Source organism: Neobacillus cucumis, assembly GCF_002860255.1.
Taxonomy (GTDB): Bacteria; Bacillota; Bacilli; order Bacillales; family Cytobacillaceae; genus Neobacillus; species Neobacillus cucumis_A.
In genome coordinates, this window is sequence record NZ_PGVE01000035.1 from 61,294 (window position 1) to 88,015 (window position 26,722).

Genomic DNA, 26,722 nt, shown 5'->3' on the forward strand with positions numbered 1-26,722 from the left:
CTGGTAATTCAGCAACTTTTTTTAATGATGATTCCTCCGTGACCGCGAATATAAGAGAAGAAAATAACTTAATACTCCAAACAAACAGGTGATAAAAAAGGCATGAAGGAGTGCAATGTAGAGGTTTAATAGACTGAATATAATAAGTGCACCTGCAATGACCTGTAAGGTAACCAGAATGAAAGCAATCATCCATCCCCAATAAATCACCTTCTGTTCCTTATAGAAACGAGCCGCAAGGTAAAAAATATAAGCAATCCAGATAAAAATAAGACCCGCTGCCGTTCGATGACCCATTTGCACCCATTGGTAAATGTCCGATGGTAACGAAAGTGTGTTATTGGAGCAGAATGGCCAATCCAGACATACAAGGCTTGCCTTCATATGTCGTACCAGGGCACCAGTATAGATGACTATATAACTATAAATAGAAACACCTACAATATGAAACCCCATCCGCTTATCAATATAAAGTTTTTCTGCATTAAATTTCTTATCAATTTCAAATATAAGCAGTGTAAGTAAGAACACAGCTGCAAAAGAAACAAGAGAGATACCAAAATGCAAAGCAAGGACAAAGCTTGATTGCCCCCATAATACTGCGGCTGCACCAATTAATCCTTGTAAAAGCAAAAAGAAAAAGGAGAGTAATGATAAAAATTTTGTTTCCCGAATATGTCCAATGGCTTTCCATGACCAAACCGAGAGCGCAAGCACCATAAATCCTCCGACTCCTGATACTAGCCGATGAGCAAGCTCGATCATCAATTCAGGGGTTATTTCCGAGGGAACAAATTTGCCATTACATAAAGGCCAAGATCGGCCACAACCCATTCCAGAACCAGTCTTCGTTACCAAGGCACCGCCTATTAAAATAAATATCATTGCGATTGTAGTTGCAACCGCTAACCATTTCAACGAACGCCGCAAAAAATTCACCTCTTAAAAGTTCAATGATTTGTCATTGGATAAACCTGACAGTATAATAAATGCAAAAGTAACTAGATTTAAAATCCTTATTAATCATAACCAAATTATCCAAAAAAGAACAGAATTTTAGATGACAATTATTAAATAAAAAGTGGAGTCTGTATAATAACTATATTTCACTATTATTATAGTGAAAACAGTTAAAAGGGTTGAATCTTCATTTTAAGTCTGTAAAATTAGATATAGAGGCATGCTAAAAGTACGTTTAAAAGAATATAAAGTAATATAAAACATACGGATATTTTCATTGATTTTCTAAAAAGGTTTAAAGAATCTTATGAAGTATAAAAAATGTAAGGATTTTCTAGTTTGTTAAACGTTTTGTCATAATTTGATCAAAAATTATTCAAAAAAAGTTCACAAAAATAGCCAAAAGTGTGATTTAATATACAGAGAAAGTGTTTTAGAAATCACGCTTTTTAAGAAGCTAAACGACTTTTTGGTAGTAGATTTTATAGAAATAAAAGGGTCTCCCCTTTTGATAACCGTCAGCACTATATATTAAAAAAATCAGCAAGTATTTATGTTCTTTATTTGGTGAATATTTGTTAGTAGGATTAGGAGGAAATGATATGTCCAACTCTAAGGCATATGGAGATTCGGCCATTGAAAATGGTGCTGCAAGTCTGCATGGAACAATCGGAAAAACGACAGCATGGAAAGACTTTATGGCGCTTATAAAAATTGGAATTGTTAATTCTAATTTAATTACCACCTTTACTGGTCTATGGCTGGCCCTTCATTTTTCCGGACAAAGTTTTTTAGATAATTTAGATATTGTATTTTTTACAGTCGCTGGTTCCTCTCTGATTATAGCTGGATCATGTGCGATTAATAACTATGTTGACAGAGATATTGATCACTTAATGGAGAGAACGAAATCAAGACCAACGGTTACAGGGAAAGTAGTGCCTGTAAAAGTTTTAGCTCTTGGTATTTTGCTTATTGGACTGGGAACACTGTGTTTATTCTTTACTACGATAACTGCAACAGTAATTGGACTGCTTGGAGTTTTTAGTTATGTTTTCCTTTATACACTCTGGTCCAAGCGCCAATTGGTATCCAATACTATAATTGGAAGTATTTCAGGGGCGGTACCCCCTCTAATTGGGTGGGCAGCTGTTGATGCTAATCTTGATATTATGGCATGGGCATTGTTTGTACTAATGTTTGTATGGCAGCCTCCTCATTTTTACGCTCTTGCTATGAGGAGAGTTAATGAGTATAGAGCGGCAGGCGTTCCTATGCTGCCAGTAGTTAAGGGATTTAAAACAACCAAGATCCATATTTTAGTTTGGGTGGCGGCGCTTCTGCCAATCCCATTTTTCCTTGCTAAGTTAGGAATCCTATTCTTAATTCTGGCTACCGTATTAAATATAGGCTGGCTGGTATTAGGGATTTATGGATATAGGGTCAAAGATGACATTAAGTGGGCGAAACTAATGTTTGTCTATTCTTTGCAATATTTAACGATTATCTTTGTGGCGATGGTTATAGTTACATTAATTTAGTTTTGCCTAGGTTCAAACCAGGAAAAAGAGACACTTTTTTCTTTTTCCTAATTAGATGATGGTTGTCTGTTATATATTTAGGGGTAAAACAGCAGCCTTCCATCACAAATGAAGGGGAGAACCATTCTACATACTTCTTTGACCAAGCAATATTTTTTTAGAATTCATTAGCGAAAGAGGGGTTTGATTAAGCATGAAAAGGCTTGCAAGGTGGCGTCTGATTTCGTTGTTTGCGATGTTAGCGCTCGTACTTTCCGGGTGTGGTAAACCATATTTATCAGCGTTAAAACCAGCTGGAGAAGTTGCAGACACACAATTTGATTTAATGAAGTTAAGTACCTATGTCATGGTAGGAGTCATCCTAGTGGTAGTGGTAATCTTTGTTTTGGTATTTCTTCGTTTTAGAAGAAAAGACGACAAAATACCAAAGCAAGTTGAAGGAAGCCATCGCTTAGAAATTATTTGGACAACGATTCCAATTTTATTACTACTCATTTTGGCTGTTCCGACTGTCGCGTCAACATTTAAGCTTGCTGATGTAGATCAGATGGATAAAAAGAATACAAAAGCACTTATTGTAAATGTAAGATCGCATTTATATTGGTGGGATTTTGAATATCCTGGTCAAAAAATTGTAACTAGTCAGGAATTAGTTGTTCCTACAAATGAAAAGGTTTATTTTAACTTAAAGTCTATGGATGTTAAGCACTCATTCTGGATTCCGGCTGTAGGTGGTAAGATTGATACCAATACAGATAACGCCAATAAGTTCTGGTTAGAGTTTGATGATAAGCGTTCAAACGAAGCAGGTAATCTTTTCTATGGAAAGTGTGCTGAGCTTTGCGGACCATCACATGCTTTGATGGATTTTAAAGTAAAAGCTATGAGCCGGGATAAATTTGATGCCTGGGTTACTGCAATGCAGAATGTAAAGGCACCACAAAAAGCCACTACTGCTTCAGCACAAAAAGGGCAAGAAATATTTAATCAAAGCTGTATCGGCTGTCATGCTGTAACACCTGCTAACAAAATGCCTGAGACTGCTCGTGTTGCACCTAACTTAACAAACTTTGGTGACAGATCACGTGTTGCTGGTATTTTAGATCATAATAAAGAAGAACTAAAAAATTGGATTAAAAATCCTGAGACCTATAAGCCAGGTAATATGATGACAGGTAAGTATAACGTAGAAAAACTAACCGATGAAGATCTCAATAACTTAGCAGATTATTTAATGAGCTTAAAGGTTCAGTAATAAAAGGGGAATTGGTTGAAAGGGAGGTAAAATTGTGAGTACCATTGCTCAAAAAAAGGGATTTGGCGCAACATTGTGGGACTATCTAACAACAGTCGACCATAAAAAAATTGCCATCCTATACTTTATCGCTGGTGGATTTTTCTTCCTAGTCGGTGGACTAGAAGCAGTATTTATCCGTATCCAGCTTGCAGTACCAAATAATGATTTTGTAAGTGCTGGTGCATATAATGAAATTCTAACCATGCACGGAACTACGATGATTTTCTTAGCAGCGATGCCGCTTTTGATTGGATTTATGAACGCAGTTATGCCTTTGCAAATAGGGGCTCGTGACGTTGCCTTTCCTTTTGTAAATGCTTTAGGATTTTGGTTGTTTTTCTTCGGGGGAATCTTCCTAAATCTTTCATGGTTCCTTGGCGGTGCACCTGATGCCGGCTGGACTTCTTATGCATCACTTGCTTTACACTCAAAAGGACATGGGATTGATTTTTATGTTTTGGGTCTACAGATTTCTGGTATAGGTACATTAATTGGGGGGATAAACTTCCTAGTTACAATTATCAATATGCGGGCTCCAGGTATGACATATATGAGAATGCCTCTGTTTACTTGGACAACATTTGTTGCGTCTGCGTTAATTTTATTCGCATTCCCTCCGTTAACAGTTGGTTTAACATTAATGATGTTTGACCGCCTTTTTGGAGGTAATTTCTTTGATGTTACAATGGGTGGTAATACGGTCATTTGGGAACATCTTTTCTGGATTTTTGGGCACCCAGAAGTGTATATTTTAATTCTTCCTGCATTTGGTATTTTTTCAGAGGTCATTCCGATTTTCTCAAGGAAGCGTCTATTCGGTTATTCATCCATGGTATTTGCAACTGTGTTAATCGGTTTCTTAGGCTTTATGGTATGGGCACACCACATGTTCACAACTGGTTTAGGTCCTGTTGCCAATGCTATTTTTGCTGTTGCAACAATGGCAATTGGTGTACCAACTGGTATCAAGATTTTTAACTGGTTGTTTACGATGTGGGGGGGAAGTGTCAAATTCACTACTCCAATGTACTGGGCTTTTGCTTTTATCCCTACCTTTCTTATGGGAGGGGTTACAGGCGTAATGCTTGCTGCTGCTTCCGCTGACTATCAGTACCATGATACTTACTTTGTTGTTGCGCACTTCCACTATGTTATTGTTGGTGGGGTAGTGTTCGGTATTTTCGCCGGCATACATCTATGGTGGCCAAAGATGTTTGGAACAATGTTAAATGAAGCGTTAGGAAAAATTACTTTCTGGTTCTTCTTTATCGGTTTCCATTTAACTTTCTTTATTCAACATTTCTTAGGTCTATGGGGAATGCCTCGACGTGTATTCACCTACCTTCCAGGTCAAGGTTTTGAAACAGCCAATATGATCAGCTCTGTTGGAGCAGCATTTATGTCGATTGGCGTTCTTGTCTTGCTTTATAATGTTATTTTAACTTCTGTGAAAAATGTTAAAGTTGGTAATGATCCATGGGGTGACGGAAGAACACTTGAATGGGCGATTTCTTCACCGCCTCCATTCTATAACTTTAAGCAGCTGCCATTAGTTCGTGGATTGGATGCTTATTGGATTGAAAAAATGGAAGGTAAAAAGGGAATGACACCGGCTGAGCCGCTTGGTGATATTCATATGCCTAACTCTTCATTTATCCCGTTTGTTATTGCTTTAGGATTGTTTATTGCTGCCTTTGGCGCAATGCATCATCCTGATAAAGTGGCATGGTCATTACCTGTTATGATAATCGGATTATTAATAACATTTGCTTCATTGTTTACTCGTTCTGTCAAAGACGATCATGGATTCCATATCCATAAAGAGGAATTACAAGAAGAAAAGGGGGCTAAGGCATAATGCACGCTGAAGAAAAAATGACATTTGAAACATGGCCTGCAGAGCCGGAAAGATCTACCCTTGAAGCAAAAAATAAATTTGTTGGTTTTTGGTTATTCTTAGGCGGAGAGACTGTTTTATTTGCCTCTCTGTTTGCGACTTATCTTGCGTTAAAAGATAAGGTGCCTAATACAAGCCAGCCTTTAGCAAAAGAATTATTTGAGCTCCCGCTTACATTTGTGGCTACGATGCTGTTATTAGTTAGCTCTATCACAAGTGTATATGCTATGTATCATATGAAAAATTTTGCTTTTAAGAAGATGATGCTTTGGCTTGGCGTGACTGTTCTATTAGGTTTAGGGTTCCTTGGCAGTGAGGTATATGAGTTTACAAATTATGTTCATGAGGGTCATAAATTTACTAGCAGTGCCTTTGGTTCAGCTTTCTATACACTTGTAGGCTTCCACGGAGGACACGTAGCATTTGGTTTGTGCTGGATTTTAACATTGATGATTCGAAACTCAAAACGAGGCTTGAGTCTTTACAACGCACCCAAATTCTATGTTGCTAGTCTATATTGGCACTTTATTGACGTAGTTTGGGTATTTATCTTTACTGTAGTATATTTAATGGGGATGGTGGGATAAAATGACAAATCAGCCATTAAGCTCAGGCAACCCAAGAGTTGATCTCGAATACCGTCGAAAAAAAAGCGCTGAAGAGATGCGTTATCAAGTCATTTCATTTACATTAATGATTTTCTTAACATTAGTAGCATTTGCTGCGGTAGCTGTAAAAGGATTTACTGCTTGGTTTACCGTTCCATTTATTCTTTTGTTAGCAGTGGTTCAAGTTGTATTTCAGTTGTTTTATTTCATGCATATGAGCCATAAAGGACATGAAGCGCCAAAACTATTTCTTTTTTCAGGCATATTTGTAGCCTTAACAGCCATATTGGCATTTACAACTATTATCTGGTGGTAATCATATAAAAAGAAAAATCGGCTTTAAGCCGATTTTTCTTTTTAAGGATTTGAAAATTTAATCTTTTGCGTGCTCTCTTAATGAAATGTATAATAAAGACAAGATTCTTTAACTTAAATGAGGTGAGATCAGGGTGCTTTCTTTAGATATTTTTGGTTTTAACGCCCTTTGGAGCCCGTACTTTTTAATTATATTGCTTGTATTTACTTTAGCTTTCTTTCTTATTACTACTAAATTTAGAACAAAATTTCAGAATAGCGAACCATTAACAACTAAACAAGCTAGCTTATTTTTAACAGCGATGGTCTTGTTATATGCCATAAAAGGATCACCACTGGATTTAATGGGACATCTAATGTTCTATATACATGGAATTACGATGGTTTTGTTAGTTTTCTTAGTTCCGCCATTGTTTATTTTATCCATTCCAAATTGGCTATGGAGGACAATTCTCAATCTAAAGGGTATTAAACCTTTATTTATATTGTTTTCAAAACCGATCGTTGCACTGCTTTTATTTAATGCTTTTTTTTCTTTCTATCATATCCCAATAGTATTTGATCACGTCATGCAAAATAGATACCTCCATGCGGGTTATTCGATCATTTTGTTTGTATTTGCAATCGGTATGTGGTGGTCACTGATTTGCCCGCTGCCCGAATTTAAAAATTTAACAGGGATTAAAAAGGTTGCTTATATTTTTGTGAACAGTATCTTAATTACTCCTGCTTGTGCGCTGATTATTTTTTCGGATAACTCATTATATGCAACTTACCATGATCCAAAGGTTTGGTCACAGGTAATGAGTTTATGTGTAGGTCCCATGTTTGATAATTTAAATTTAACAGGGCCAGAACTATTTAGCTCCATGTCAGCAGTAGAAGATCAAAGACTTGGCGGTGTGGTAATGAAAATCATCCAAGAGGTAATTTTTGCAGTAGTTTTAGGCCAAGTTTTCTTTGAATGGTACCGTAATGATCAGGAAGAATCTGAACGTGAAATGAAAAAACATGTATTAAATCCCACTCTAGAATAAACTCCCAACAAAGGGAGTTTTTTTTATGAAATTACTAGTATTATTTGAAAAGAAAAGAGAACTAAACTACAATGGGGTTAGAATATTTGAGAGTGAGGATATATATGAATTTACCGATCTTACCTACCATTAGTACTTCCTTTATAGTTTTAAGTGCCATCACTGTGGCGATAGGCTGGGGGCAAATAAAACAAAGAAAAATTGAAGCTCATAAAAGAACAATGTTTGTTGCTGCTATTTTTGCGCTTATCTTTTTTATCATATACGCCACTAGGACCATATTTATTGGAAACACTTCTTTTGGCGGACCAGCAGATATAAAAATTTATTACACGATCTTTTTAGTTTTCCACATTACTTTAGCAACGATTGGAGCGATCTTTGGGATTGTTTCTTTAGTAACAGGATATAAGAATAACCTGCCAATTCATCGCAAACTCGGACCTATTACTAGTTTTATCTGGTTTTTCACAGCCATTACAGGAGTTGCTGTTTACCTTTTGTTATATGTTTTTTATAAGGGTGGAGAGACAACATCTATGATTAAGGCAATTCTTGGATTTTAAAATAAATCTTAGTTAACAGGGCTAATTGGACATTTGAATTTTATGCAATAGAAAGGTGCTGTTTTTAGCACCTTTTATTACATCATTTTTAGTTTTCTGAATACTTATAAAACAATGCAGCCTAAAACTGTACTTTTGGAGGAGGAATTATGGATATTAAATTACTTAAAGAGGATGATTACTTGGATTCATTGAGACTTTCTGAGTATGCGTTCCAATACAATGTGCCAGAGGACAAGATTCCTGCTAGATTAGAAAATTTAAAATCTCATAAATTATTAGGTATACGAAACGGAAGCTCGCTTGCAGCAAAATTACATATCATACCTCTAGCCGTATCGATGAATGGAGCAGTTTGGAGAATGGGTGGAATTGCAGGTGTAGCTGCCTATCCTGAGTATAGACGCAGTGGATATGTTAAATCATTAATTATTGCAGCCTTATCTCAAATGCAGGAGGATGGACAAATCGTTTCTTTATTAGCTCCTTTTGACTTTGTTTTTTATCGGAAATTTGGCTGGGAAATTTTAAGTGATAGAAAGAAAGTCATCATAGAAAAAATGAATCTTAAATTCCTTAGTCCACAGCCCGGTATAATTAGACGTTATTCTAAAGCTGCCCATCAAAGCGAAATAGAAGATATTTATCAAAAATATTGTGAAAATTATACAGGTTTGCTATTCCGTGATACCAAGTGGTGGAAGGAACACGTGTATGATGATAATTCGCAAATGGCTGTCTATTATAATACTTTAAAAGAAGCAATTGGATATATTTTATATAATATCAAAGATAGAAAAATGGATATTCAGGAAATGGCAGCTTTAAATCAGGAAGCACGAGAAGGGCTGTGGAATTTTATATGTCAGCATGATTCGATGGTGGAAAATGTTACTGTCACAACATCCGTTCATGATCCTTTTCCATATTACTTAAATCAGCCGAAATTAAAAACAGAAATAATGCCCTACTTTATGTGTAGAATTGTTAATGTCAAAGAGTGTCTAGAGAGATTCTCATTTAATAGGGGGTCAGAGCCTATTTTTCTTCATATTGAAGACCATTTTGCTCTTTGGAATAATGGAACTTACTTAGTAGGTAATGATGAAGTCAAGGAATATAAAGCAAAACAGGGAAGTCAGTGCGTTAATCCGCCAAAAAGAGGGATACGATTGTCCATTAATGAGTTATCAACGATTCTATTTGGCTATAAAAGGCCATGTGAGCTTTATAATATGGGGTTAATAAAGGGGTCAAAACAAGATGTTGACCAATTCGAAACAATGATTCCACAAATGAAATCAGCTTTCTATGATTTCTTCTAATTAAGATATATAAGGAGGGCGCATGAAAAATTTCATGCGCCTATCAAACATTAAAGTGCGAACTGACTAACTTCTTCCTTTATTTTTTCAATGATGCTTTTGCATTGATTTACAAGAGAGGCAGGGAAATTTTCACCTTCGCCATATTCCACACCATGTGGGTAATAATGTTTTCCTAAAAGCGGAGTGAGCAATTGAATCGTTGCTTTAAATGTATCCACATCACCCTCAACTGCAAAACCTTGAACGCGAAGATAAAAGACACCTTCTTTTAGTTCAAATTTACGGTCATATGTAACCCGGTCATAATCCCATTGACCAGCCCGAACTAAACCATATTCATCCATTACGTCATCTAAACGGTTTAAGTCCGCTTTTAGCTTCTCAATTCCAGTATTCTCGAATTTCATTCTAAATCCCTCCTAAAAACAGTTGCCCTGCGCCTTTGTTCCTTAAATTGGTTAAAGCAAAAAAGAATTCATTTTAATAATAGTTGAAATTACAGCAACTTGCAATGAATAGATTTGTTGGAATAAAACCGTTTGCAATGGTAAAGCCTATACTATTGAAAAGGGGAATAAAAATACTTTGGAGGAAAAAAATTATGGAAAAAATCCGTGATATTATGACAGACGAAATTGAGTGTTGTACTTTATTAGATAATATCTTTGAAGTGGCTGTTAAGATGAAAGAACTTAATGTTGGAGCTATACCCATTGTTGATCAGGAAAAATTAGTGGGCATGATTACGGATCGTGATATTGTGATTAGAGGGGTTGCTGAGAAGCATCCCGGTTCCACAAAGGTAGAAGATATTATGAGTAAAGAAATGGTAACGGTAAGTCCAGACACTTCATCCAGGGAAGCAGTAAAATTAATGGCAGATCACCAGATTCGCCGATTACCAGTAGTAGAAGATGGAAAATTAGTAGGAATTGTTTCCCTTGGGGATTTTGCTATTCGTGAACTAACAGATGATCAGGCTAAAGTCGCACTTACTGAGATTTCTGAACAAAACCAAAATAATGTTCAGCATTAAAATTATTATATAAATATTAAGATTTCTCAGTTAAAACAGGTACATCATGTGCCTGTTTTATTTTTAAAGTGTTAATAAATCAGACATTTTTGATAATGTCTCTTACTTATCAGGATTTAAATGATATAATTATTTTATCAATACATATAATGATAGAAATTGTTATAGAGAGGGTGAGTGCCGCTGCGTACTCTAAGCAGAATCTTAATACTCTCAGTTGTTTTTCTAACAATTGGTTTTTACGTTAGTATAAATGATAAAAATGATGATAGTAAGGTACTGATAAAGGAAGATCATACGTCAGAAATGCAACCATCCATGCCGCAGGAATCCGGCAAACCAACTGGAAGTCAAACACCATTGGAAAAGCCAAAGGAAGGCCTGGCATTGTTCATTGGACAAGATGCTTCTAGTCTTGAAAAAGAGTTTGGAACACCGATAAGAATTGATGAATCTATGTTTGGCTATCAATGGTATATTTACAATCAGAACTATAACCGCTACTTTCAAGTAGGCGTCGAAAATAAGCGAGTGGTCACAATATTTGCACTAGGAGAAAGCTTAGATGTTGCTCCATTTGAAATTGGCCAGCCAGTTGAAGAAATATTTAATACGCAATTTTTTGATACCAACATAAACCTCGAATTAAATGGGAGCACCTATCGTTTTGAGCTAAATGATACGGATCTAAATCTTCGGCCAATGGTTCGTATGGGGGATATTTACGTCCAGCTATATATTGATAAATTTACTGGTAATCTTTCAAGTGTGCGTTTTCTAGATGCTGAGACCTTGGTTAAACAACGTCCATATGAACTAGTTTATCGAGGGCAGCTGATCAAACCACCTGTACTAAGTGAGGATACGCTGAATTTGGTTGAACGAAGTACGGGACAGCAAATTTTTGATATCACCAATGCCCTAAGGATTAGGCATAAAGTAAAACCATTAATATGGGATGATAAAACGGCCGAGGCCGCTTTTGAACATAGCAGAGATATGGCTGAAAACAATGATTTTTCTCATACCTCAAAAAAATTCGGTGATTTGGCTAATCGCTTAAAAACAGCAAAAGTTGCATACCAAACAGCCGGAGAAAATATTGCAGCAAACTATACAGATGGACCTGCCGTAGTAGAAGGCTGGCTAAATAGTAAAGGACATCGAGATTCTCTATTAAGTAAAGAGTACTCTCATCTTGGGGTAGGGGTTTACGATAAGTACTATACACAAAACTTTATCCGTAAAGCAGATCATTAAAACAAAGAAAAGGTGACATTTGGTCACCTCAGATTGCTGAGAAAGGGAATTTTCTCGGCAATTTTTTATTTTGTCTTTTAAATTACGATTATTTGTTGTTTCTGCTAACTGGCACTTTTACCTTATTTTAACTATTTATTGAGTTGACAGTCTTTATTAATACTCTCTGTTGATTGGAGCGGAAGGCGCGAAGACTCCAGCGGGAGTACGGGGCAGGGGAGACCCCGCAGGAGCGTAAGCGACGAGGAGGCTCCCCGTCACGCCCGCGGAAAGCGAAGCGCTTGGAGCGCAAATCAACAGACTTGTTGCAAAGCCCTAAACATTAAAAAGGCTACCGAAAGTACTTCGACAGCCTGAGGTGATATTTGGTCACCTTTTCTCATTTACCCATTGATTAAATAAAAAATTGTTCCCTTCCCAGCTGCCGTATAAGTGAATGGTTTCACCAATGGTAAAAGTGTCTTTTTTTCTGTCTTGGGTAAGAGGAGTTCTTTTTATGGCATTGATTACTTTGGTGCTGGTTTGAAGCTTAATGGTTTGAACATATATGTAGCGATGGTAATAGAATTTCTGTGTTTCTTCTACAATACCTTTAATTTCCCCGGATACAACCGCTTCTTGACGCACCTCCCCAACTTCCAGCCATTTTCTTTCTTGCTCTTTCCTTTCTTTTCTCGTCAACCAAAAAAAATAAAGGCAAATGATTGGAACGACTATGGCGGTAACCATACAGATTAAACGCCCCCTATGGTTTCTTTATCATAAAGAAGGTCCCTGTGGCATGGGCGATCTTTTTTCCATCACTGCGGTAAGCCTCACCAGAAATAACCATTGTCTTAGTACCTTGATGAATCACCTCAGCTCTACACCGGAGTGTATCCCCGATTCCAGGAGCAATATAATGAATATTTAATTGATTGGTTACTGCACCATAACCTTCTGGCAGTAAACGATTTGCCAATACACCCATACTAGTATCTAACACAGTTGCGGTAATCCCACCGTGAACAATATCTAAATTATTATGAATCATTGGGCTTATAGGGATTGTAATTTCGCAGGAATCTTGTTCAAACCTTGGTTCCATATGGAGGATTCCATCAATATAAGTGCGCCTGTTTAGATGAATCTTATTTTGAACACCTTCAAGCAGCTGTTTAATGACAAGGAGGTCTTCTTCAGATCCATTTGCAAGACAGTTTTCTAATAAATGACGTAATTCTTCATTCATATTTTTACCTCTTTCATTACTTATCTGTAGCCATCTTACCACTAAGTGGGAGATTAATAAATTATTTAAGTGCGATTTCGTTTCACATTTCATCCTCTTATACATATTGTATTATTGGCGATTACTATGGGCAGAGGTGAGAAGAAAATGACGCAAAAAAAATTGCATCCTTCCGTGCTCCAATTTAAAGAATTTGTAAAAAATAATCCTAAAATCATTAAAGAAGTTCGAAGTGGAAAGGCGACCTGGCAGGAATTATATGAGGATTGGTATTTGTTAGGGGAAGAGGATAAACGCTGGGAAGCGATGGGGTCTGATAAGGAATCAGATTCATCGAAAACTGAACAAGATTCCAAAGGCGATTGGCTATCCAATATCATGGGGATGGTAAAAAAAATGGATCCTAATCAAATGCAAGGTCATATCAATAACTTAAGTCAAGCATTAGGGGCGATCCAAGGCGTTATCTCCCAATTTCAAGGTGGAAATGTTAACTCTGTTTCTGGACCATTAAAGCCGCAAGAAGGGCCAAAGCATCCATTTGTTTTTCGAAAAGATTAAAAAGGGAAAGGGACCATTAAACCATGCGAAGAGATGTACTAGATTATTTAGAACGTCAAAAGGATTTAAAACAATTTATTCGAGAACAGCCTTTATGGTATAGAAAGCTTACAAGAAACCCTTATGATTTACAATCGCTAGAAATTGCTTCGTTACACCATTATAAAAAGACTATTCCACACCAAGTCGAGAAATTTTCTAATAGCGTACAAATGGCTTCAATGATGTATCATATGTTTCAGGCTATGAAAACACAAGGTTAGCGAAAAGACCACATTTTTTAATTTGTGGCCTTTTTTATGCTTTTTTATGAATCGACTAAAAAAGGAAAAGGAGGCAAACAATACACCAAAAGGAGTGATAGTATTGAAAGGAATCAAACAACTGTATGTTCTGATATTTTTCATCCTTTTAGCTTCGGGCTGTCAGAGGGAAATCACGAAACCTGAGATAAAACCAAAATTTATTAATATATATCAATCCTCGGTGTCGGTGTTTCATCAAGACGATAACGAAATTCCTTCACTATTTGTAAAACATGAAATTAAAGGAAATCAAATCTACATTGAGTGCCTAGTTACCGGAATCAGCTTTCGAAATCGAGAGCGTTCGAAGCAAAAGATTGGTAAAATGCAGGTCTGGGTGGATGGGAAAAAAAGTAGAGAGATTACCTCCGCTGCTTTTATTATTAAAGGTCTCTCACCAGGTAAGCACAAGCTTAAGCTTGAAATTGTGAAGCTAAATAATGAGCCATATGGATTATCAAAAGAAATTATGGTAAATATCCCTAGGTAACAGGATTTTTCGCTTTCTCTTAACATATATGTTAAAATATCCTTGGAGGTGGGCGATAGATGCTTGCTACTTTAGAAAGAATTGAGCTGTTGGAATACGCTGAAGATCTAGCGAACATGGTCTTAAAGTCTGAAATAGTCGAACAATATCAAATTTGTTTATATAAAATGCAAAGCAACAAAGAAACACAGCGTAAAATAAAACGATTTGCGAGCCTGAAGGATCTTTATGAGGAGGTACAGCGCTTTGGCAAATACCATCCAGACTATAAAAGAGTAATGATGCAAATTCGTGAAGCAAAACGGGATATGGATTTAGATCTGCTTGTAGCAGAGTTCAAGCTGGCTGAAAATGATTTGCAGACTCTTTTGGATGAGATTAGTAAATTAATTGGGGGAGCAGTTTCCGAACATGTCAAGGTACCTACTGGAAATCCCTTCTTTGAAACTGGTCATGGATGTGGCAGTGGCGGAAGCTGCGGATGCAGTTAAGCATAAAAAATCAGCTTTTTAAAAAGCTGATTTTTTATTTTTTCTTATTAATAGCATATTATGATAAAAAGTTTGAATTGAAAAACAACGTTTTGATGTGCTAGACTTATTTAAAATGATGGTTTTGCTGAAGGGGAATAAGAATGTTTGTTCAAAGACAGGGACTTGTTGTTTGGCTTTACTCTTTAAAACAGGCAAAAATGCTAAGACGTTTCGGAAATGTTCATTATGTTTCGAAAAAACTAAAATATGTTGTGTTATATTGTAATCAAGATGAAGTAGAAGGCATTACGGAAAAGTTAAATTCATTTTCATTTGTGAAGAAAGTAGAACCATCGTATAAACCATTTTTGAGAATGGAATATGAGAATTCTGCCCCAGATAAAGCCAAGGAATATGATTATAAGATGGGAATATAAAAGGTGGGGGAACAGTCCCTCACCTTCTTTTTATTGCAACGGTAAAATATAATGGTTTAACCTTAAAATACCAATGAGGTACTGGTAATACAGTTCCTTTTCATTAAAAATAACTGATGGTTTTACCGAGAGTTCAATTATTTGTTTTCCAAGGGATTCAGCGGTTTGGGTAAACAGATCGAACCTTTTATTTGACATCATATTTGGATTAGGAATACCTTCACGGCAAATATAAAGTGCTTGGAATTTACCTGGGTCAGTTGGTTTTAAAACGACAACTAAAGAAGTCATATCCTTATTACCGATTTTGGTGTGCAGTGCTATCATATGCTGAAGCCGGTGTTGATTTGCATTGGCAAGTTCAATTAGTTCATAAATATCGGAATAGCCTTCACCTAATTCTATAAAACGCTGTATCAATTAACATTCTCCTTTAAAAACTTAATTCAATCCTACTTTATCATTTATTTAAATTTTGATAAATAAAAAAAACCCTGCAGACATAATCTGCAGGGTCCTTCTATATCCTAAAGCTTAGGATAGAAGGCAAAGGGAGAGGAGAAACCGGAGGAAGAACTTATGGGGAAACGTAAGTCTTCTCCGCGGTTGGCAACAACATCCTCGAATTGATGTTGTTAATAATATTATCCCCACAATGAAAAAGCTTATACGTCTTTTTTATAAATTTTCCTATTAGATGAACAATGTGGATTAAAAGTGAAAAGATACTCATAACAGATTGTCTTTTTTACAAATTATGATAGGATGTATTAAGAAAAATGATTTTCGAAAAATGTGGTGATCTGTCGATGAGAGTGGTTTCAGGTGTATGTAAGGGAAGACCGCTTAAAGCTGTCCCAGGAAATACTACACGTCCGACAACGGATAAAGTGAAGGAAGCCTTGTTTAATATGATTGGGCCTTATTTCGATGGCGGGACCGGTCTAGATCTATTTGCAGGCAGCGGAGGATTAGGTATTGAGGGACTTAGCCGAGGTTTAGAAAAGGTTATTTTTGTAGACCGAGAGTCCAAGGCAATTCATGTCATCCAAGAAAATTTAAAGGCATGTAAATTTGAAGAGAAAACAGAAGTCTATCGTAATGATGCAGATAGAGCGGTAAAGGCCCTTATAAAAAGAGGTATTACGTTTGATTACATATTTTTAGATCCGCCTTATAAAAAACAGCAGCTAGTCAGCCTGATGGAAAAAATGGACCAACAGGAATTAGTAAAAGAGAATGGCATTATTGTTTGTGAACATAGCTTTGATGTGGAATTACCTCAAACAGTAGGCCGTTTTAATCAGATAAAACATGAAAAGTATGGGATTATTGCTGTAACGATTTATTCCAATAGCAGCAATAAGTAAGGAGGAGTCCAGTTGGTGAGAATTGCGGTTTGTCCAGGAAGTTTTGACCCCATTACATATGGTCATTTAGATATCATAAAAAGAGGTGCTAAGGTATTCGATATTGTTTATGTAAGTGTATTGAATAACTCAGCAAAAAATCCGTTATTCAGCCTTGAGGAGCGGATGAATTTGATTAAAACGGTAACGAAGGATCTTCCAAATGTAAGGGTTGATGTTCACTCAGGTTTACTTGTTGATTATGCGAAGACCGTGAAAGCTCATGCCATCATTCGGGGTTTGCGCGCTGTTTCAGATTTTGAGTACGAAATGCAAATTACTTCGATGAACCGAGTATTAGATGAGGATATTGAAACCTTTTTTATTATGACTAACAGCCAATACTCTTTTTTAAGTTCGAGTATTGTAAAAGAAGTAGCAAAGTATAATGGCGATATTTCTTCATTAGTTCCACCCATTGTAGAGAAAGAACTGCACAAAAAGTTCGGGCGTTAAAAATAGCGTAAGCGCCTTCTGCTAATGATGAACTCAATCTTCTAAGAATACATAAAAAGAGCTGGCCCAAGCCTAGCTCTTTTTTAATCGAGTAAATAAAATCAAGATGTAGACGCAAAGTGAAAGAATTGTAATAAGCGGTCCGATCTCAACCATCTTATGATAAAAATGATTAGCCAATGAACCATCTCCAAAGACTGGCCAAGCATTGGAAGGTTGTTCGTGCTTATTAAAGTGTACATATAGTGGTTTCCAGAGAATTAGGGCAAAAAGGGCTGCAAAAATACCTTGGAGAATTCTTGCAATAAAAAAGGGTTTAAATCGTATATCAGTTTGGGCAAGGATGCTTGCAACCTGTGCTTGTATACTAAAACCACTAAAAGCTAGGATAAAACTCGTAATGATTGCTTTTTGTAAAAGGGTAGCATCTTGAACTTGGCTGATTAATTGGCTCCCCATGGTGATTTCAAATAATCCAGAAATAAATGGAATACTTAACATATCTGGGAAGGATAGAGACGACATCAGCAATTCAACTGTTTTCGCCAGTATTGCTGTTATATGTAGTAAATAAAGTAATTTGTTAATCACGGAGAATAAAATAATAAAGCCGCCAATCATTAGCAGGGTTTGAATAGATGAATTTACAGCATCACCCAAAAGTTTACCGATGGGCCGATTATCTTTTATTCTTGTTTGATGGAGTACAGACAGGGCTGCTCTTATTTTGAATTTTTTTCTAACATCCCTAGATACATCAGGTGTTTCATTTCCGTAAAAACGCATGATTACTCCTACACATATATTCCCTAAGTAATGTGAAGCAGCCAAGAGTAATCCGATTTTAGGATTATTAAAGAAGCCAACCGCCACTGCACTAAAAATAAATAATGGATTAGAGGAATTGGTGAAGGATACAAGTCTTTCTGCTTCAATTTTTGTAATGTGCCCTTCCTGACGTAATCGGGAAGTGAATTTTGCTCCTGCCGGTTGTCCAGAAGCCATTCCCATTGCCCATACAAACCCTCCTACACCTGGAACCTTAAATAGTGGTCTCATTAGGGGTTCTAGCAATACACCTATAAACTTAACCACTCCAAAACCTATTAACATCTCAGAAATAATAAAAAAGGGCAAAAGGGAAGGAAAGACAATTTCCCACCACATATTTAGACCTCGAATGGATGCTTCAAATGACTCCCTTGGAAAGGAGATTAAAGATGCAGCTAAAATGGTGACCGCTATGGATAGAAAAACGGTTTTTAGTTTTGACAGAACCAATTATGGTACCTCCTCCCAAACAATTGCTCAAATCGTGCAAATCAATAATATCAATGCTAAAATATAGATTAAACTTATGATATGTTAATTGACCCTTGTCCCCATATACATCAAATATACTCATAGAAACGTAATTTAGACCATAAGATTGAACGAGTTTCTCTTTAGCTTTTATTTTGAAAGCATTATTAATGGGAGGTCAGTTGGTATGGAGCACCCAAAAATTGGTTTGGCACTTGGTTCGGGCGGTGCCCGCGGGTTTGCTCATTTAGGTGTGATCATGGCATTGACAGAAGCCGGAATACCGATCCATTTAATTGCAGGGAGCAGTATGGGGGCACTTGTTGCCAGTTTCTATGGTGCTGGATTAGATTTGGATCGATTGTATAAGTTATCGACTGCTTTTAAAAGAAAGTATTTTTTGGATTTTACAGTTCCTAAAATGGGGTTCATATCAGGGAAGAAAATTAAAGAATTTATCAAAGTTTTCACCCATGGGAAAAACATTGAGGACCTTTCACTCCCAATTGGAATTGTTACAACGGATTTATTAACAGGTGAAAAGGTAGTCTTTCAAAAAGGGCCAGTTGCTGAGGCTGTTAGGGCAAGCATTTCCATCCCAGGTATTTTTGTACCTGAGAAATATAACGGTAGAATTCTAGTTGATGGCGGTGTGGCCGATCGGGTACCCATTTCAGTAGCAAAAGAAATGGGAGCAGATATTGTTATAGCTGTAGATGTGTCAAGGGTAAAAAGAAACGCAGAAATAACGACGATTTATGATGTTATTATGCAAAGCATTGATATCATGCAAGCGGAAATTATCAATACTCGGGAATTATCCGCAGATATCATGATCCGCCCACCTGTTGAAATGTATAGCTCACGTGCCTTCACTAATACAGAAGACATCATTAATATTGGCAAAGATGAAACCAGAAAACATATTAAACAAATAGAAACTGTTATCGAGAAGTGGAAGGGGTAACACGAGCAATGCATAGAAAATTTTATATAGGGTCGCTATTTTTAGCGGCTTTCATTTTAATAGGCGGAATGTATTATCCAATGCCTTATTATGTTTCAAAACCGGGAATGGCCAAAGAACTGGAACCAATCATTACAGTTGATGACGGCTACAAAGAAGAAGGTAGCTTTATGCTGACAACGGTTAGAATGGGAAGGGCAAATATTTATTCATACCTTGAAGCTAAAATGCGGAAATATGAAGAGATTTATCCAATAGATATGATTTTGTCCGATAAAGAAACGGAAGATGAGTATAATGCAAGACAGCTCCAAATGATGGCAGGCTCCAAACTAAATGCTGTCGAGGTTGCCTACCGAAAAGCAGGGCTTCCTGTTCAATACAAATATAAGGGAATCTATGTGGTTCAAGTTGTACCTGGGATGCCTGCAGAGGGGAAACTTCAGGCTGGTGACCGAATTTTTAAAGTGGATGGACACACGTTTCCTTCCTCAGAAAAATTTATTGAATATGTCAGCAAAAAACAAGTTGGAGATCAAATTACCTTAACGTTTTTAAGAAATAAGAAAACTAATACGGTTACGGTTAGTCTTAAGCGTTTTAAGGAGGCTCCTGAAAAGATTGGAGTGGGAATTTCGCTTGTAGACGATAAGTCCATCATTGTCGACCCTAAAGTTAAAGTAAAGACAGATGAAATAGGGGGGCCTTCTGCGGGTCTGATGTTTTCTTTAGAAATCTATAACCAGTTAACCAGTGAAGATTTAACTAAAGGTTACCAAATAGCCGGAACAGGGACCATCGATGAAAAAGGAAATGTTGGTCCGATTGGCGGGATTGAACAAAAGATTGTGGCGGCTGATAAGGCAGGGGCAGAAATCTTTTTTGCTCCAAACGAAAATGGTTCAAAAACATCCAATTATCAGGATGCATTAAAAACCGCTCGAGATATAAAAACAAAAATGAAAATCGTACCCGTTGATTCCTTTGATGAAGCTGTACAATATCTAAAAAAATTACATGAAAAGTAAAAAAGATGATGGTCTCCATCATCTTTTTTCTATCCAAATCGGCTGCTGCTTAAATTCCTGGTTCATTAACTCTTTTGTTTTATGATGAGCCACACCTAGGGAATAGATTCGGGCAGCTTTTAAATCAAGTAGAATATCTTTTTCTTTATAAGAGGAAAGCTTGGAAACAAGAGGCAGGGCGAAGTCCTTTTTTCGTTTGTTTAAGTATTCTTTCCCGGTATCTGTCATGCCTAAAAGTCTTAAATAGGATGCTTTATCTTCAGGACCTGCCATTTGTTCTTTTTTAGTATTTGTTAGTATATGAACACACAATCGTCGAAGCCTTGTCCATGTATACCGTTTTGTTTTAATCTTTTCCATAAATTCTTGGAAGCTGTCCGAGATGAAAGCAGCTTGTAATAATCTATTTTCAAGACCTTCTTCTACTTCATAGATTTCCTTTAATTCTTCTGTACTGGACTGAATAAGTCGGAAGTGCAGGTAATTCCAGTAATTTTCCCACTGATGAAATACTTGGTATTCGTTGTAATAGTCTAATAACAATTGTTTTGTAGGACCAGGCACATACTGCTCAATAGAAAAAGTATCGCATTCTTTAGAAAAGATTGCTTTTCGGATACTAGTTGCACTCGCAATGGTTTCAGAGGCAAAATGTTCATCGTGATAGTCTGCATTTTTCCGCGCTACAGTCAAAGGATGGAGAGAGCTCCTTTGATTTTTTATTGCCTTTATGTATTCGATTCCTAAGATATTGTTTGGTTTGGCTAAATCTAAATAAGAATTGGAATCGGACAATTGATGATAAGCTAATGATACAGCTTTTGGATAACTTACTCCTGTTTCTATAAAACGATGGATATTTTCTTCTAATTGCTCCTGCTGCTCTGTTAAAAAATCAATGGTTTTTAAAAAAGAAGCTAGATCTCCGCTCTCACTTCCGAAACAAACAGCGTTGCATCCCGCTGCATCTAGAATAGATACAGCCCCATTAGCAAAGATTTCAGCTTTTTGTACAGCAAACCTGTAAGGAAGTTCAAAGACAATATCTACTCCATTCAATAAAGCCATCCTTGTGCGATACCATTTTGACACAAGTGCGGGTTCACCTCTCTGGAGAAAATTCCCGCTCATTACTGCAATAACAACATCAGCGTTTGCTGCTTCCTTTGAAGCATTTAAATGGAAGGCATGTCCGTTATGAAAAGGATTATACTCAACAATTAATCCAACTGCGTTCATCTCATTCTCCTTTAAATTTCCAGTTCCTAATATAGGAATGATTATTTTTTAACATTATAGCAAAATTTTAAGGAAACCAATCAGATATTATGATAAGATGTTGTAGATGTTTGTAAAGAATACAACTGGATACACTATTTAGTGGAAACCTGTTTACCGTCAATCAATTTTTAAAAGGAAATCGACTAACTAGGTGTAAAGAAAAAACATTGACAAAAATATTATCGAAGGCTATAATTACCTTTGTTGCCTTGGGGTGATTCAATTGAAATGGACATTAAATCAATTACAAAAATATCGAAACAAGGATTTTATTATTGATGAGATGATTCGTGTGGATGAGATCAAACAAGTTGATACTTCCATTCGAGAAGTTTCTCCGATGCATATTACTGGTCGGGGGGATATCGATTCAACAAAAGTGACGTTTCATATTAAAATTGAAGGTCACTTAATTCTTCCTTGTTCTCGTACTTTAGTGGATGTAAAACTTCCAATTAATGTCGACACAACTGAAACTTTCCTCTTACAAGGATCAGTCTATGAAACTGAAGAGGAGACACATCAGGTAAAAGGTGACGTGATTGATCTAATGCCAATCATACGTGAAATTCTTTTACTTGAGGTTCCAATGCAAGTATTTTGTGATGATGTCGTGTCTGATGAAGGAGCCCCTCAATCTGGAAAAGATTGGGAAGTTGTTTCTGAAGAAGAACAATCAAAAAAGATTGATCCGCGACTAGCAGGACTTGCAAAGTTTTTTGACGAAAACAAATCTTCTTCCGAATCATAATCGGCAAAATCTAAGAAGCAAAGTGAAGAACCAGCATTCCTGGCCTTCATTACTTTCTTAATACTCTTTAAGGAGGTGGGAAGAATGGCTGTACCTTTTAGAAGAACTTCTAAAACTGCAAAAAGAAAGCGTCGTACTCATTTCAAATTAAACGTACCTGGTATGGTAAGTTGCCCAAACTGTGGTGAAATGAAACTTGCACACCGCGTATGTAAAGCTTGCGGAACATACAAAGGAAAAGACGTTGTTAACGACTAATTTCCATTAGGATAAAAAGCACAAGGAGCTTCATGGCCCTTGTGCTTTTGTCGTTTTGAAAAATAATTTAGTATACATAGATCAAAAAAAAGAATATGGCACATGGAAAGGGTTTGGGTAGGCGTTGGCATACATAATAGAAAAATCAGAAAAGGGTTATCTTATCTTCACTATTTCAAGAAGTGAGAAGAGAAATGCCATTAATTATGCAGTGATGGAAGGTTTGACCGAGGCTGTAAAAAGAGCGGCTGAACCGGATATAAAGGCGCTTATGATTACAGGAACGGGGGATAGAGCATTCTGTTCTGGGGGAGATTTGTCAGTTTTTCATGCGCTTCACACAAAGGAAGAAGCATATCCTATGCTCTCAAAAATGGCGAACATACTTTATGAACTCCTCACTTTACCGATTCCTACCCTTGCTCTTTTAAATGGAACCGCTATCGGCGGTGGTTGTGAACTGGCTGCAGCCTGTGATTTCCGTTTGGCACAAAAAGGGATAAAAGCGGGGTTTATACAAGGAAAGCAAGCGATCACAACTGGCTGGGGCGGTGGTTCCATCCTAGCTGAAAAACTTTCTGGTCCTAGTGCCATGAAGCTTTTAATGGAAGCGGAACTGCAAACAGCAGAACAATTGAAAGAGACTGGCTTTATAAACTCGTTATATGATGACAGCCCTCTTCAAGCAGGCGAAGAGTTTATTGAAAAAATGCTAGGGATTGATTTGAGCGTCCTTGGGTCCTATAAAAGAGTGTGGATTCGAAAATGGGAAGAAACGAAACTCCGAGAAAGAATAGAGGAGGAAGTCCGAAATTGTTCCATCCTCTGGGAAAGTGATGCCCACATTCAATATGTTAAAAACTTTATGAGAAAAAAGAGTCAATAAAGATAAAAGACAACTTCTGATTAAGTCTATCTTTTCTAGTAGATGCATATGTATTATAAAAACACTAGGAGGGATGAACAAATGTCACCAACTCGACAAGATGCATGGTCCCAAGATGAGGATTTGTTGCTTGCTGAAGTGGTTTTAAGGCATATCCGTGAAGGCGGAACACAGCTTCAGGCATTTGAGGAGGTTGGAAAACAATTATCGCGTACCTCGGCAGCATGTGGGTTCCGTTGGAATTCATATGTAAGAAAGCAATATAAAACAGGGATAGAACTTGCTAAGAAACAGCGTAAAGAATTAAAAAAACAAGATGCCCCTGCTGATGATGTAATTCAAAATGAGCCGGTCAATGTAGAAAGCGTTCAGTCTTCTACTAACGTGGAACAAAGTGGTAAGGTAACATTTCCGGCTGTTATCCATTTTTTAGAGGGTCTTCATAAAAAAGCAGAAGCCTCTTCTGGATTTGAAGAGGAAAGGATTAAATCAAGTGAAAAAATTAAAGAATTAGAAAAGAAAACTTACTATTTAGCCGCGGAAAATGAAAGATTGTCAAAAAATCTCAAAGCGATTGAAGAAGATTACCGCTCTTTAATTGAGATTATGGAAAGAGCACGAAAAATGGTTGTCCTCCAGGATGAGGATCGGCAGCAAAAAGTAAAATTCCAAATGGATAAAAATGGAAATCTCGAGAGAGTAGAAAAATAGAAAAAGCGGACTTCACGTCCGCTTTTCATTATTTATTTAGCTTATTTGTTATTTTTCAAGATGCTGGGCTTCTACTCCTTCTGGATACCAGACAAGTGGATTTTCGCCGCGATCACGTTCCATTTTGTACTCTACATTGGTAAAACCTAACTTTTCAAAAAAGCCGCTAGATTGTACCCTTGGATTTGTTTTAATTGGCAGACCAAAGCTTTTAGCGAAATCAACCAGTGCCTTACCAAAGCCTTTACCTTGATAACCAGGTAAAACTTCAAGCTTCCATATTTCTAAATAATTTTGTGGTGGTAAGAAATAGCGGTCAAATTTAGCGTCAATTTGGTATAAACTCATTCTTGCTACTAGTTTGTCCCCGAAGTAGACTCCATAAAAAGGTGATTCACTATTATTATCTACCATATTTGCTTCTAAATCTTCAAGCATAGATAATTCTTGAAGGCCGTATTCTTTAAACTTTTTAAACTCTTCAAGAGTTTTAAAATTTATTTTTAGTTTCTCCACCTTATACACCATAGTCTGCCTCCTAAAATCATAATTTCATGTTGTTGTATATATTTATATGCTTTTGAATAACATGAAGAGAAATAATTTTTGCATATTTTGAAATCGATTACTTTCATTATATAACAAATAGATAAAAAATTCTTTAAATAAGTTTAGAAAGCGTTTTCAAAGTTTGCAGGAAAATTCTTGGACTGTGTAGAAACAATTAGGGTAGGGGTAAAAGGGTATGAAAGGGGTAGAAAAGTGCAAAAAATTCTAATTGCCAATCGGGGAGAAATTGCCCTTAGGATTATTAAAACCTGTCAAAGGATGGGGATTGAAACGATTGCCATTTATTCCGAAGCTGATAAAGAAATGCCGTTTGTAAAAGCTGCAACTAAGGCTATTTGTGTTGGAGAACCCCATGTCAGCAAATCCTATTTACAAATTGATAAGATCCTGCAAATCGCACAGAAGGAACAGGTTGATGCCATTCATCCAGGATACGGCTTTCTTTCTGAGAATGCTGCATTTGCTCAACAAGCGAAAAATGCAGGAATTATTTTTATTGGTCCAGAGCCTAAAACAATTGAGTTGATGGGCGATAAGATTGCTTCACGTCTAACAATGGAAAAGGCTGGTGTCCCAGTTGTCCCTGGAAGCAGACATGGTTTAAAAACGATTGAAGAGGCATGTTATTTAGCCGAAACCATAGGGTACCCAATTATGCTAAAGGCAAGTGGCGGCGGGGGAGGAATTGGTATGGTGCTTTGTGAGAATGAGCAAGCGCTCGTTAAGTTTTATGATTCCACAAAGAAAAGGGCTATGACTTATTTCGGATCTGATGAAGTATTTATCGAAAAATATATAGCGGATAGCAGGCACATTGAAATACAAGTCTTTGGGGACCAATACGGAAATATGGTTCACCTTTTTGAAAGGGATTGTTCCATCCAAAGAAGACATCAAAAGGTTGTTGAAGAATCACCATCACCCTTTTTATCTGATAAGGTACGGCAAAAAATGTTTGAAATAGCTATTAAAGCGGCTCATGCCGTCCAATATACAAATGCAGGTACGATTGAATTTATTGTAGACGAAGAGGAGAACTTTTATTTCCTTGAAATGAACACACGTCTTCAAGTCGAGCATCCAGTAACAGAAATGATTACGGGGCTCGATTTGGTAAAATGGCAAATACTTGTTGCCCGCGGAGAAAAGCTGCCGCTTATGCAGGATGAAATAGTTTCTAATGGAAATGCTGTTGAATTCCGCCTCTATGCGGAGGACCCTATCCGCTTTTTACCTTCACCAGGAAAAATTACCGCTCTTAAATGGAGCGAGAAAGAAGGGACCAGGATTGATTCTGGCTATGTAGAAGGGGGAACAGTAACTCCATTCTATGATCCTATGATCGCAAAATGTATATTTTATGGTGATTCACGAGAGAAGGCATTAGCAGAGGCAGCGAAATTCTTTAAGGACATAAAAATTGAAGGTATAAAAACAAATGTACCGCTTTTCTTAAACATTTTAAAAAGTGAATCTTTCCAAAAGGGAGAATACACTACTAATTTTTTAAATACAAACTATGTGAAATAGAAGGAGGAGAATTCTTATGAAGGAAATTACAGCATCGATGGCAGGAACTGTCTTAAATGTTTTCGTATCTGCAGGGAATCAAGTAAATCCGGGTCAGGAAGTAGTCATGTTAGAATCAATGAAAATGGAAATTCCAATCGAAAGCGGAACGGAGGGAGTTGTCCGTGAAGTAAAAGTGGGTATTGGTGATTTTGTAAATGAGGGCGATGTATTGCTGGTAGTAGAATAGCA

At 36.8% G+C, this 26,722-nt stretch carries 33 protein-coding genes; 25 read left to right on the forward strand and 8 right to left on the reverse strand.

Going from position 1 to position 26,722, the window contains the following annotated elements; all coding sequences use genetic code 11:
• Positions 1-21: 21 nt before the first annotated feature.
• Positions 22-930 carry a COX15/CtaA family protein gene (locus CVD27_RS07685; RefSeq protein ID WP_101647311.1) on the reverse strand — a complete coding sequence of 303 codons (909 nt, stop codon included), beginning with the start codon at positions 928-930 and terminating at the stop codon, positions 22-24.
• Positions 931-1,562: 632 nt separating this feature from the next.
• Here CVD27_RS07685 and cyoE point away from each other — a divergent pair.
• The 8 genes from cyoE (at position 1,563) to CVD27_RS07725 (ending at position 9,546) form a co-directional block, all read left to right on the forward strand.
• Positions 1,563-2,501, forward strand: a complete 939-nt coding sequence (cyoE, locus tag CVD27_RS07690) for a heme o synthase (RefSeq protein WP_101647312.1) — start codon at positions 1,563-1,565, stop codon at positions 2,499-2,501.
• 193 nt (positions 2,502-2,694) lie between these two features.
• Complete coding sequence (gene coxB / locus CVD27_RS07695; protein WP_101647313.1) at positions 2,695-3,756, forward strand: cytochrome c oxidase subunit II; 1,062 nt, start codon at positions 2,695-2,697, stop codon at positions 3,754-3,756.
• 34 nt (positions 3,757-3,790) lie between these two features.
• Positions 3,791-5,656, forward strand: a complete 1,866-nt coding sequence (gene ctaD, locus CVD27_RS07700) for a cytochrome c oxidase subunit I (protein ID WP_101647314.1) — start codon at positions 3,791-3,793, stop codon at positions 5,654-5,656.
• Positions 5,656-6,282, forward strand: coding sequence for a cytochrome (ubi)quinol oxidase subunit III (locus CVD27_RS07705; protein WP_101647315.1), 627 nt, complete (start codon positions 5,656-5,658; stop codon positions 6,280-6,282). The genes ctaD and CVD27_RS07705 overlap by 1 nt, the downstream gene beginning before the upstream one ends.
• Position 6,283: 1 nt before the next feature.
• The gene (ctaF, locus tag CVD27_RS07710; protein ID WP_101647316.1) at positions 6,284-6,619 is read left to right on the forward strand and encodes a cytochrome c oxidase subunit IVB; all 336 of its coding nucleotides are present in this window, start codon (positions 6,284-6,286) and stop codon (positions 6,617-6,619) included.
• A gap of 133 nt (positions 6,620-6,752) precedes the next feature.
• On the forward strand, positions 6,753-7,655 hold the full coding sequence (gene ctaG / locus CVD27_RS07715; protein WP_101647317.1) for a cytochrome c oxidase assembly factor CtaG: 903 nt from the start codon (positions 6,753-6,755) through the stop codon (positions 7,653-7,655).
• Between the two features lie 104 nt (positions 7,656-7,759).
• Entirely contained in the window at positions 7,760-8,221 is a 462-nt protein-coding gene (locus CVD27_RS07720; protein ID WP_101647318.1) for a DUF420 domain-containing protein, read from the forward strand.
• 149 nt (positions 8,222-8,370) lie between these two features.
• Positions 8,371-9,546: a GNAT family N-acetyltransferase gene (locus tag CVD27_RS07725; RefSeq protein ID WP_101647319.1), complete on the forward strand. Its 1,176-nt coding sequence runs from the start codon at positions 8,371-8,373 to the stop codon at positions 9,544-9,546.
• Positions 9,547-9,596: 50 nt separating this feature from the next.
• Here CVD27_RS07725 and CVD27_RS07730 read toward each other — a convergent pair whose 3' ends face one another.
• A complete protein-coding gene (locus CVD27_RS07730; RefSeq protein WP_101647320.1) occupies positions 9,597-9,956 on the reverse strand; it encodes a YugN family protein in 360 nt (119 codons plus the stop codon).
• A 194-nt stretch (positions 9,957-10,150) separates the two neighbouring features.
• Here CVD27_RS07730 and CVD27_RS07735 point away from each other — a divergent pair, with 194 nt between their 5' ends.
• The gene (locus CVD27_RS07735; protein ID WP_101647321.1) at positions 10,151-10,585 is read left to right on the forward strand and encodes a CBS domain-containing protein; all 435 of its coding nucleotides are present in this window, start codon (positions 10,151-10,153) and stop codon (positions 10,583-10,585) included.
• 177 nt (positions 10,586-10,762) lie between these two features.
• Positions 10,763-11,845 (forward strand): CAP domain-containing protein, encoded by a 1,083-nt coding sequence (locus tag CVD27_RS07740; RefSeq protein ID WP_101647322.1) that lies wholly within the window; start codon positions 10,763-10,765, stop codon positions 11,843-11,845.
• Positions 11,846-12,214: 369 nt separating this feature from the next.
• On the opposite strand, the gene CVD27_RS07745 is transcribed toward CVD27_RS07740, so the two are convergent.
• Positions 12,215-12,574 (reverse strand): hypothetical protein, encoded by a 360-nt coding sequence (locus tag CVD27_RS07745; RefSeq protein ID WP_101647323.1) that lies wholly within the window; start codon positions 12,572-12,574, stop codon positions 12,215-12,217.
• Positions 12,575-12,590: 16 nt separating this feature from the next.
• Positions 12,591-13,076 (reverse strand): PaaI family thioesterase, encoded by a 486-nt coding sequence (locus tag CVD27_RS07750; RefSeq protein WP_101647324.1) that lies wholly within the window; start codon positions 13,074-13,076, stop codon positions 12,591-12,593.
• A 147-nt stretch (positions 13,077-13,223) separates the two neighbouring features.
• On the opposite strand from CVD27_RS07750, the gene CVD27_RS07755 reads away from it, so the two are divergent.
• The 5 genes from CVD27_RS07755 to CVD27_RS07775 all read left to right on the forward strand — a co-directional run bounded on the left by CVD27_RS07755 (position 13,224) and on the right by CVD27_RS07775 (position 15,342).
• Positions 13,224-13,637 carry a YlbD family protein gene (locus CVD27_RS07755; RefSeq protein WP_101647325.1) on the forward strand — a complete coding sequence of 138 codons (414 nt, stop codon included), beginning with the start codon at positions 13,224-13,226 and terminating at the stop codon, positions 13,635-13,637.
• Between the two features lie 23 nt (positions 13,638-13,660).
• Positions 13,661-13,900 (forward strand): YlbE-like family protein, encoded by a 240-nt coding sequence (locus CVD27_RS07760; RefSeq protein WP_101647326.1) that lies wholly within the window; start codon positions 13,661-13,663, stop codon positions 13,898-13,900.
• Positions 13,901-14,003: 103 nt separating this feature from the next.
• The gene (locus tag CVD27_RS07765; RefSeq protein ID WP_101647327.1) at positions 14,004-14,432 is read left to right on the forward strand and encodes a hypothetical protein; all 429 of its coding nucleotides are present in this window, start codon (positions 14,004-14,006) and stop codon (positions 14,430-14,432) included.
• 59 nt (positions 14,433-14,491) lie between these two features.
• Positions 14,492-14,923, forward strand: coding sequence for a YlbF family regulator (locus tag CVD27_RS07770; protein ID WP_101647328.1), 432 nt, complete (start codon positions 14,492-14,494; stop codon positions 14,921-14,923).
• A 143-nt stretch (positions 14,924-15,066) separates the two neighbouring features.
• A complete protein-coding gene (locus CVD27_RS07775; protein WP_101647329.1) occupies positions 15,067-15,342 on the forward strand; it encodes a YlbG family protein in 276 nt (91 codons plus the stop codon).
• A 30-nt stretch (positions 15,343-15,372) separates the two neighbouring features.
• Here the strand turns inward: CVD27_RS07775 and CVD27_RS07780 are convergent, their stop codons facing one another.
• Positions 15,373-15,762: a DUF7147 family protein gene (locus CVD27_RS07780; protein WP_101647330.1), complete on the reverse strand. Its 390-nt coding sequence runs from the start codon at positions 15,760-15,762 to the stop codon at positions 15,373-15,375.
• Positions 15,763-16,151: 389 nt separating this feature from the next.
• Here CVD27_RS07780 and rsmD point away from each other — a divergent pair, with 389 nt between their 5' ends.
• Positions 16,152-16,712, forward strand: a complete 561-nt coding sequence (gene rsmD, locus CVD27_RS07785; RefSeq protein WP_101647331.1) for a 16S rRNA (guanine(966)-N(2))-methyltransferase RsmD — start codon at positions 16,152-16,154, stop codon at positions 16,710-16,712.
• A 12-nt stretch (positions 16,713-16,724) separates the two neighbouring features.
• The gene (coaD, locus tag CVD27_RS07790; RefSeq protein ID WP_101647332.1) at positions 16,725-17,207 is read left to right on the forward strand and encodes a pantetheine-phosphate adenylyltransferase; all 483 of its coding nucleotides are present in this window, start codon (positions 16,725-16,727) and stop codon (positions 17,205-17,207) included.
• A gap of 72 nt (positions 17,208-17,279) precedes the next feature.
• Here coaD and ylbJ read toward each other — a convergent pair whose 3' ends face one another.
• Positions 17,280-18,488, reverse strand: a complete 1,209-nt coding sequence (gene ylbJ / locus CVD27_RS07795) for a sporulation integral membrane protein YlbJ (RefSeq protein WP_101647333.1) — start codon at positions 18,486-18,488, stop codon at positions 17,280-17,282.
• Positions 18,489-18,696: 208 nt separating this feature from the next.
• Here ylbJ and CVD27_RS07800 point away from each other — a divergent pair, with 208 nt between their 5' ends.
• Both CVD27_RS07800 and CVD27_RS07805 read left to right on the forward strand, forming a co-directional pair.
• Positions 18,697-19,476 (forward strand): patatin-like phospholipase family protein, encoded by a 780-nt coding sequence (locus CVD27_RS07800; RefSeq protein WP_101647334.1) that lies wholly within the window; start codon positions 18,697-18,699, stop codon positions 19,474-19,476.
• Positions 19,477-19,484: 8 nt separating this feature from the next.
• Positions 19,485-20,504, forward strand: coding sequence for a SepM family pheromone-processing serine protease (locus CVD27_RS07805; RefSeq protein WP_101647335.1), 1,020 nt, complete (start codon positions 19,485-19,487; stop codon positions 20,502-20,504).
• An 18-nt stretch (positions 20,505-20,522) separates the two neighbouring features.
• Here the strand turns inward: CVD27_RS07805 and CVD27_RS07810 are convergent, their stop codons facing one another.
• Entirely contained in the window at positions 20,523-21,743 is a 1,221-nt protein-coding gene (locus CVD27_RS07810) for a nucleotidyltransferase (protein WP_101647336.1), read from the reverse strand.
• A 265-nt stretch (positions 21,744-22,008) separates the two neighbouring features.
• Between CVD27_RS07810 and CVD27_RS07815 the strand changes: the two genes are divergently transcribed.
• From CVD27_RS07815 to CVD27_RS07830, 4 genes are all read left to right on the forward strand, one after another.
• Entirely contained in the window at positions 22,009-22,536 is a 528-nt protein-coding gene (locus CVD27_RS07815; RefSeq protein WP_101647337.1) for a YceD family protein, read from the forward strand.
• A gap of 84 nt (positions 22,537-22,620) precedes the next feature.
• Positions 22,621-22,794: a 50S ribosomal protein L32 gene (gene rpmF / locus CVD27_RS07820; protein WP_024029176.1), complete on the forward strand. Its 174-nt coding sequence runs from the start codon at positions 22,621-22,623 to the stop codon at positions 22,792-22,794.
• A 124-nt stretch (positions 22,795-22,918) separates the two neighbouring features.
• Positions 22,919-23,680: an enoyl-CoA hydratase/isomerase family protein gene (locus CVD27_RS07825; RefSeq protein ID WP_101647338.1), complete on the forward strand. Its 762-nt coding sequence runs from the start codon at positions 22,919-22,921 to the stop codon at positions 23,678-23,680.
• A gap of 81 nt (positions 23,681-23,761) precedes the next feature.
• A complete protein-coding gene (locus CVD27_RS07830) occupies positions 23,762-24,391 on the forward strand; it encodes an RsfA family transcriptional regulator (RefSeq protein WP_101647339.1) in 630 nt (209 codons plus the stop codon).
• A gap of 48 nt (positions 24,392-24,439) precedes the next feature.
• On the opposite strand, the gene CVD27_RS07835 is transcribed toward CVD27_RS07830, so the two are convergent.
• On the reverse strand, positions 24,440-24,919 hold the full coding sequence (locus CVD27_RS07835; RefSeq protein ID WP_101647340.1) for an N-acetyltransferase: 480 nt from the start codon (positions 24,917-24,919) through the stop codon (positions 24,440-24,442).
• 234 nt (positions 24,920-25,153) lie between these two features.
• Between CVD27_RS07835 and CVD27_RS07840 the strand changes: the two genes are divergently transcribed.
• Both CVD27_RS07840 and CVD27_RS07845 read left to right on the forward strand, forming a co-directional pair.
• A complete protein-coding gene (locus CVD27_RS07840) occupies positions 25,154-26,491 on the forward strand; it encodes an acetyl-CoA carboxylase biotin carboxylase subunit (protein ID WP_101647341.1) in 1,338 nt (445 codons plus the stop codon).
• 16 nt (positions 26,492-26,507) lie between these two features.
• On the forward strand, positions 26,508-26,720 hold the full coding sequence (locus tag CVD27_RS07845) for an acetyl-CoA carboxylase biotin carboxyl carrier protein subunit (RefSeq protein WP_101647342.1): 213 nt from the start codon (positions 26,508-26,510) through the stop codon (positions 26,718-26,720).
• Positions 26,721-26,722 lie beyond the last annotated feature (2 nt).

What these genes read in the sequence shown, in the direction of transcription:
- CVD27_RS07830 (WP_101647339.1), top strand. Translation starts at nt 23,762, where the DNA reads ATGTCACCAACTCGACAAGATGCATGGTCCCAAGATGAGGATTTGTTG.
- CVD27_RS07720 (WP_101647318.1), top strand. Translation starts at nt 7,760, where the DNA reads ATGAATTTACCGATCTTACCTACCATTAGTACTTCCTTTATAGTTTTA.
- ctaF (WP_101647316.1), top strand. Translation starts at nt 6,284, where the DNA reads ATGACAAATCAGCCATTAAGCTCAGGCAACCCAAGAGTTGATCTCGAA.
- CVD27_RS07845 (WP_101647342.1), top strand. Translation starts at nt 26,508, where the DNA reads ATGAAGGAAATTACAGCATCGATGGCAGGAACTGTCTTAAATGTTTTC.
- CVD27_RS07705 (WP_101647315.1), top strand. Translation starts at nt 5,656, where the DNA reads ATGCACGCTGAAGAAAAAATGACATTTGAAACATGGCCTGCAGAGCCG.
- rsmD (WP_101647331.1), top strand. Translation starts at nt 16,152, where the DNA reads ATGAGAGTGGTTTCAGGTGTATGTAAGGGAAGACCGCTTAAAGCTGTC.
- cyoE (WP_101647312.1), top strand. Translation starts at nt 1,563, where the DNA reads ATGTCCAACTCTAAGGCATATGGAGATTCGGCCATTGAAAATGGTGCT.
- rpmF (WP_024029176.1), top strand. Translation starts at nt 22,621, where the DNA reads ATGGCTGTACCTTTTAGAAGAACTTCTAAAACTGCAAAAAGAAAGCGT.
- CVD27_RS07745 (WP_101647323.1), bottom strand. Translation starts at nt 12,574, where the DNA reads ATGGTTACCGCCATAGTCGTTCCAATCATTTGCCTTTATTTTTTTTGG.
- CVD27_RS07735 (WP_101647321.1), top strand. Translation starts at nt 10,151, where the DNA reads ATGGAAAAAATCCGTGATATTATGACAGACGAAATTGAGTGTTGTACT.
- CVD27_RS07770 (WP_101647328.1), top strand. Translation starts at nt 14,492, where the DNA reads ATGCTTGCTACTTTAGAAAGAATTGAGCTGTTGGAATACGCTGAAGAT.
- CVD27_RS07725 (WP_101647319.1), top strand. Translation starts at nt 8,371, where the DNA reads ATGGATATTAAATTACTTAAAGAGGATGATTACTTGGATTCATTGAGA.
- CVD27_RS07800 (WP_101647334.1), top strand. Translation starts at nt 18,697, where the DNA reads ATGGAGCACCCAAAAATTGGTTTGGCACTTGGTTCGGGCGGTGCCCGC.
- CVD27_RS07750 (WP_101647324.1), bottom strand. Translation starts at nt 13,076, where the DNA reads ATGAATGAAGAATTACGTCATTTATTAGAAAACTGTCTTGCAAATGGA.
- CVD27_RS07835 (WP_101647340.1), bottom strand. Translation starts at nt 24,919, where the DNA reads ATGGTGTATAAGGTGGAGAAACTAAAAATAAATTTTAAAACTCTTGAA.
- CVD27_RS07810 (WP_101647336.1), bottom strand. Translation starts at nt 21,743, where the DNA reads ATGAACGCAGTTGGATTAATTGTTGAGTATAATCCTTTTCATAACGGA.
- CVD27_RS07805 (WP_101647335.1), top strand. Translation starts at nt 19,485, where the DNA reads ATGCATAGAAAATTTTATATAGGGTCGCTATTTTTAGCGGCTTTCATT.
- CVD27_RS07755 (WP_101647325.1), top strand. Translation starts at nt 13,224, where the DNA reads ATGACGCAAAAAAAATTGCATCCTTCCGTGCTCCAATTTAAAGAATTT.
- coxB (WP_101647313.1), top strand. Translation starts at nt 2,695, where the DNA reads ATGAAAAGGCTTGCAAGGTGGCGTCTGATTTCGTTGTTTGCGATGTTA.
- CVD27_RS07730 (WP_101647320.1), bottom strand. Translation starts at nt 9,956, where the DNA reads ATGAAATTCGAGAATACTGGAATTGAGAAGCTAAAAGCGGACTTAAAC.
- CVD27_RS07775 (WP_101647329.1), top strand. Translation starts at nt 15,067, where the DNA reads ATGTTTGTTCAAAGACAGGGACTTGTTGTTTGGCTTTACTCTTTAAAA.
- CVD27_RS07760 (WP_101647326.1), top strand. Translation starts at nt 13,661, where the DNA reads ATGCGAAGAGATGTACTAGATTATTTAGAACGTCAAAAGGATTTAAAA.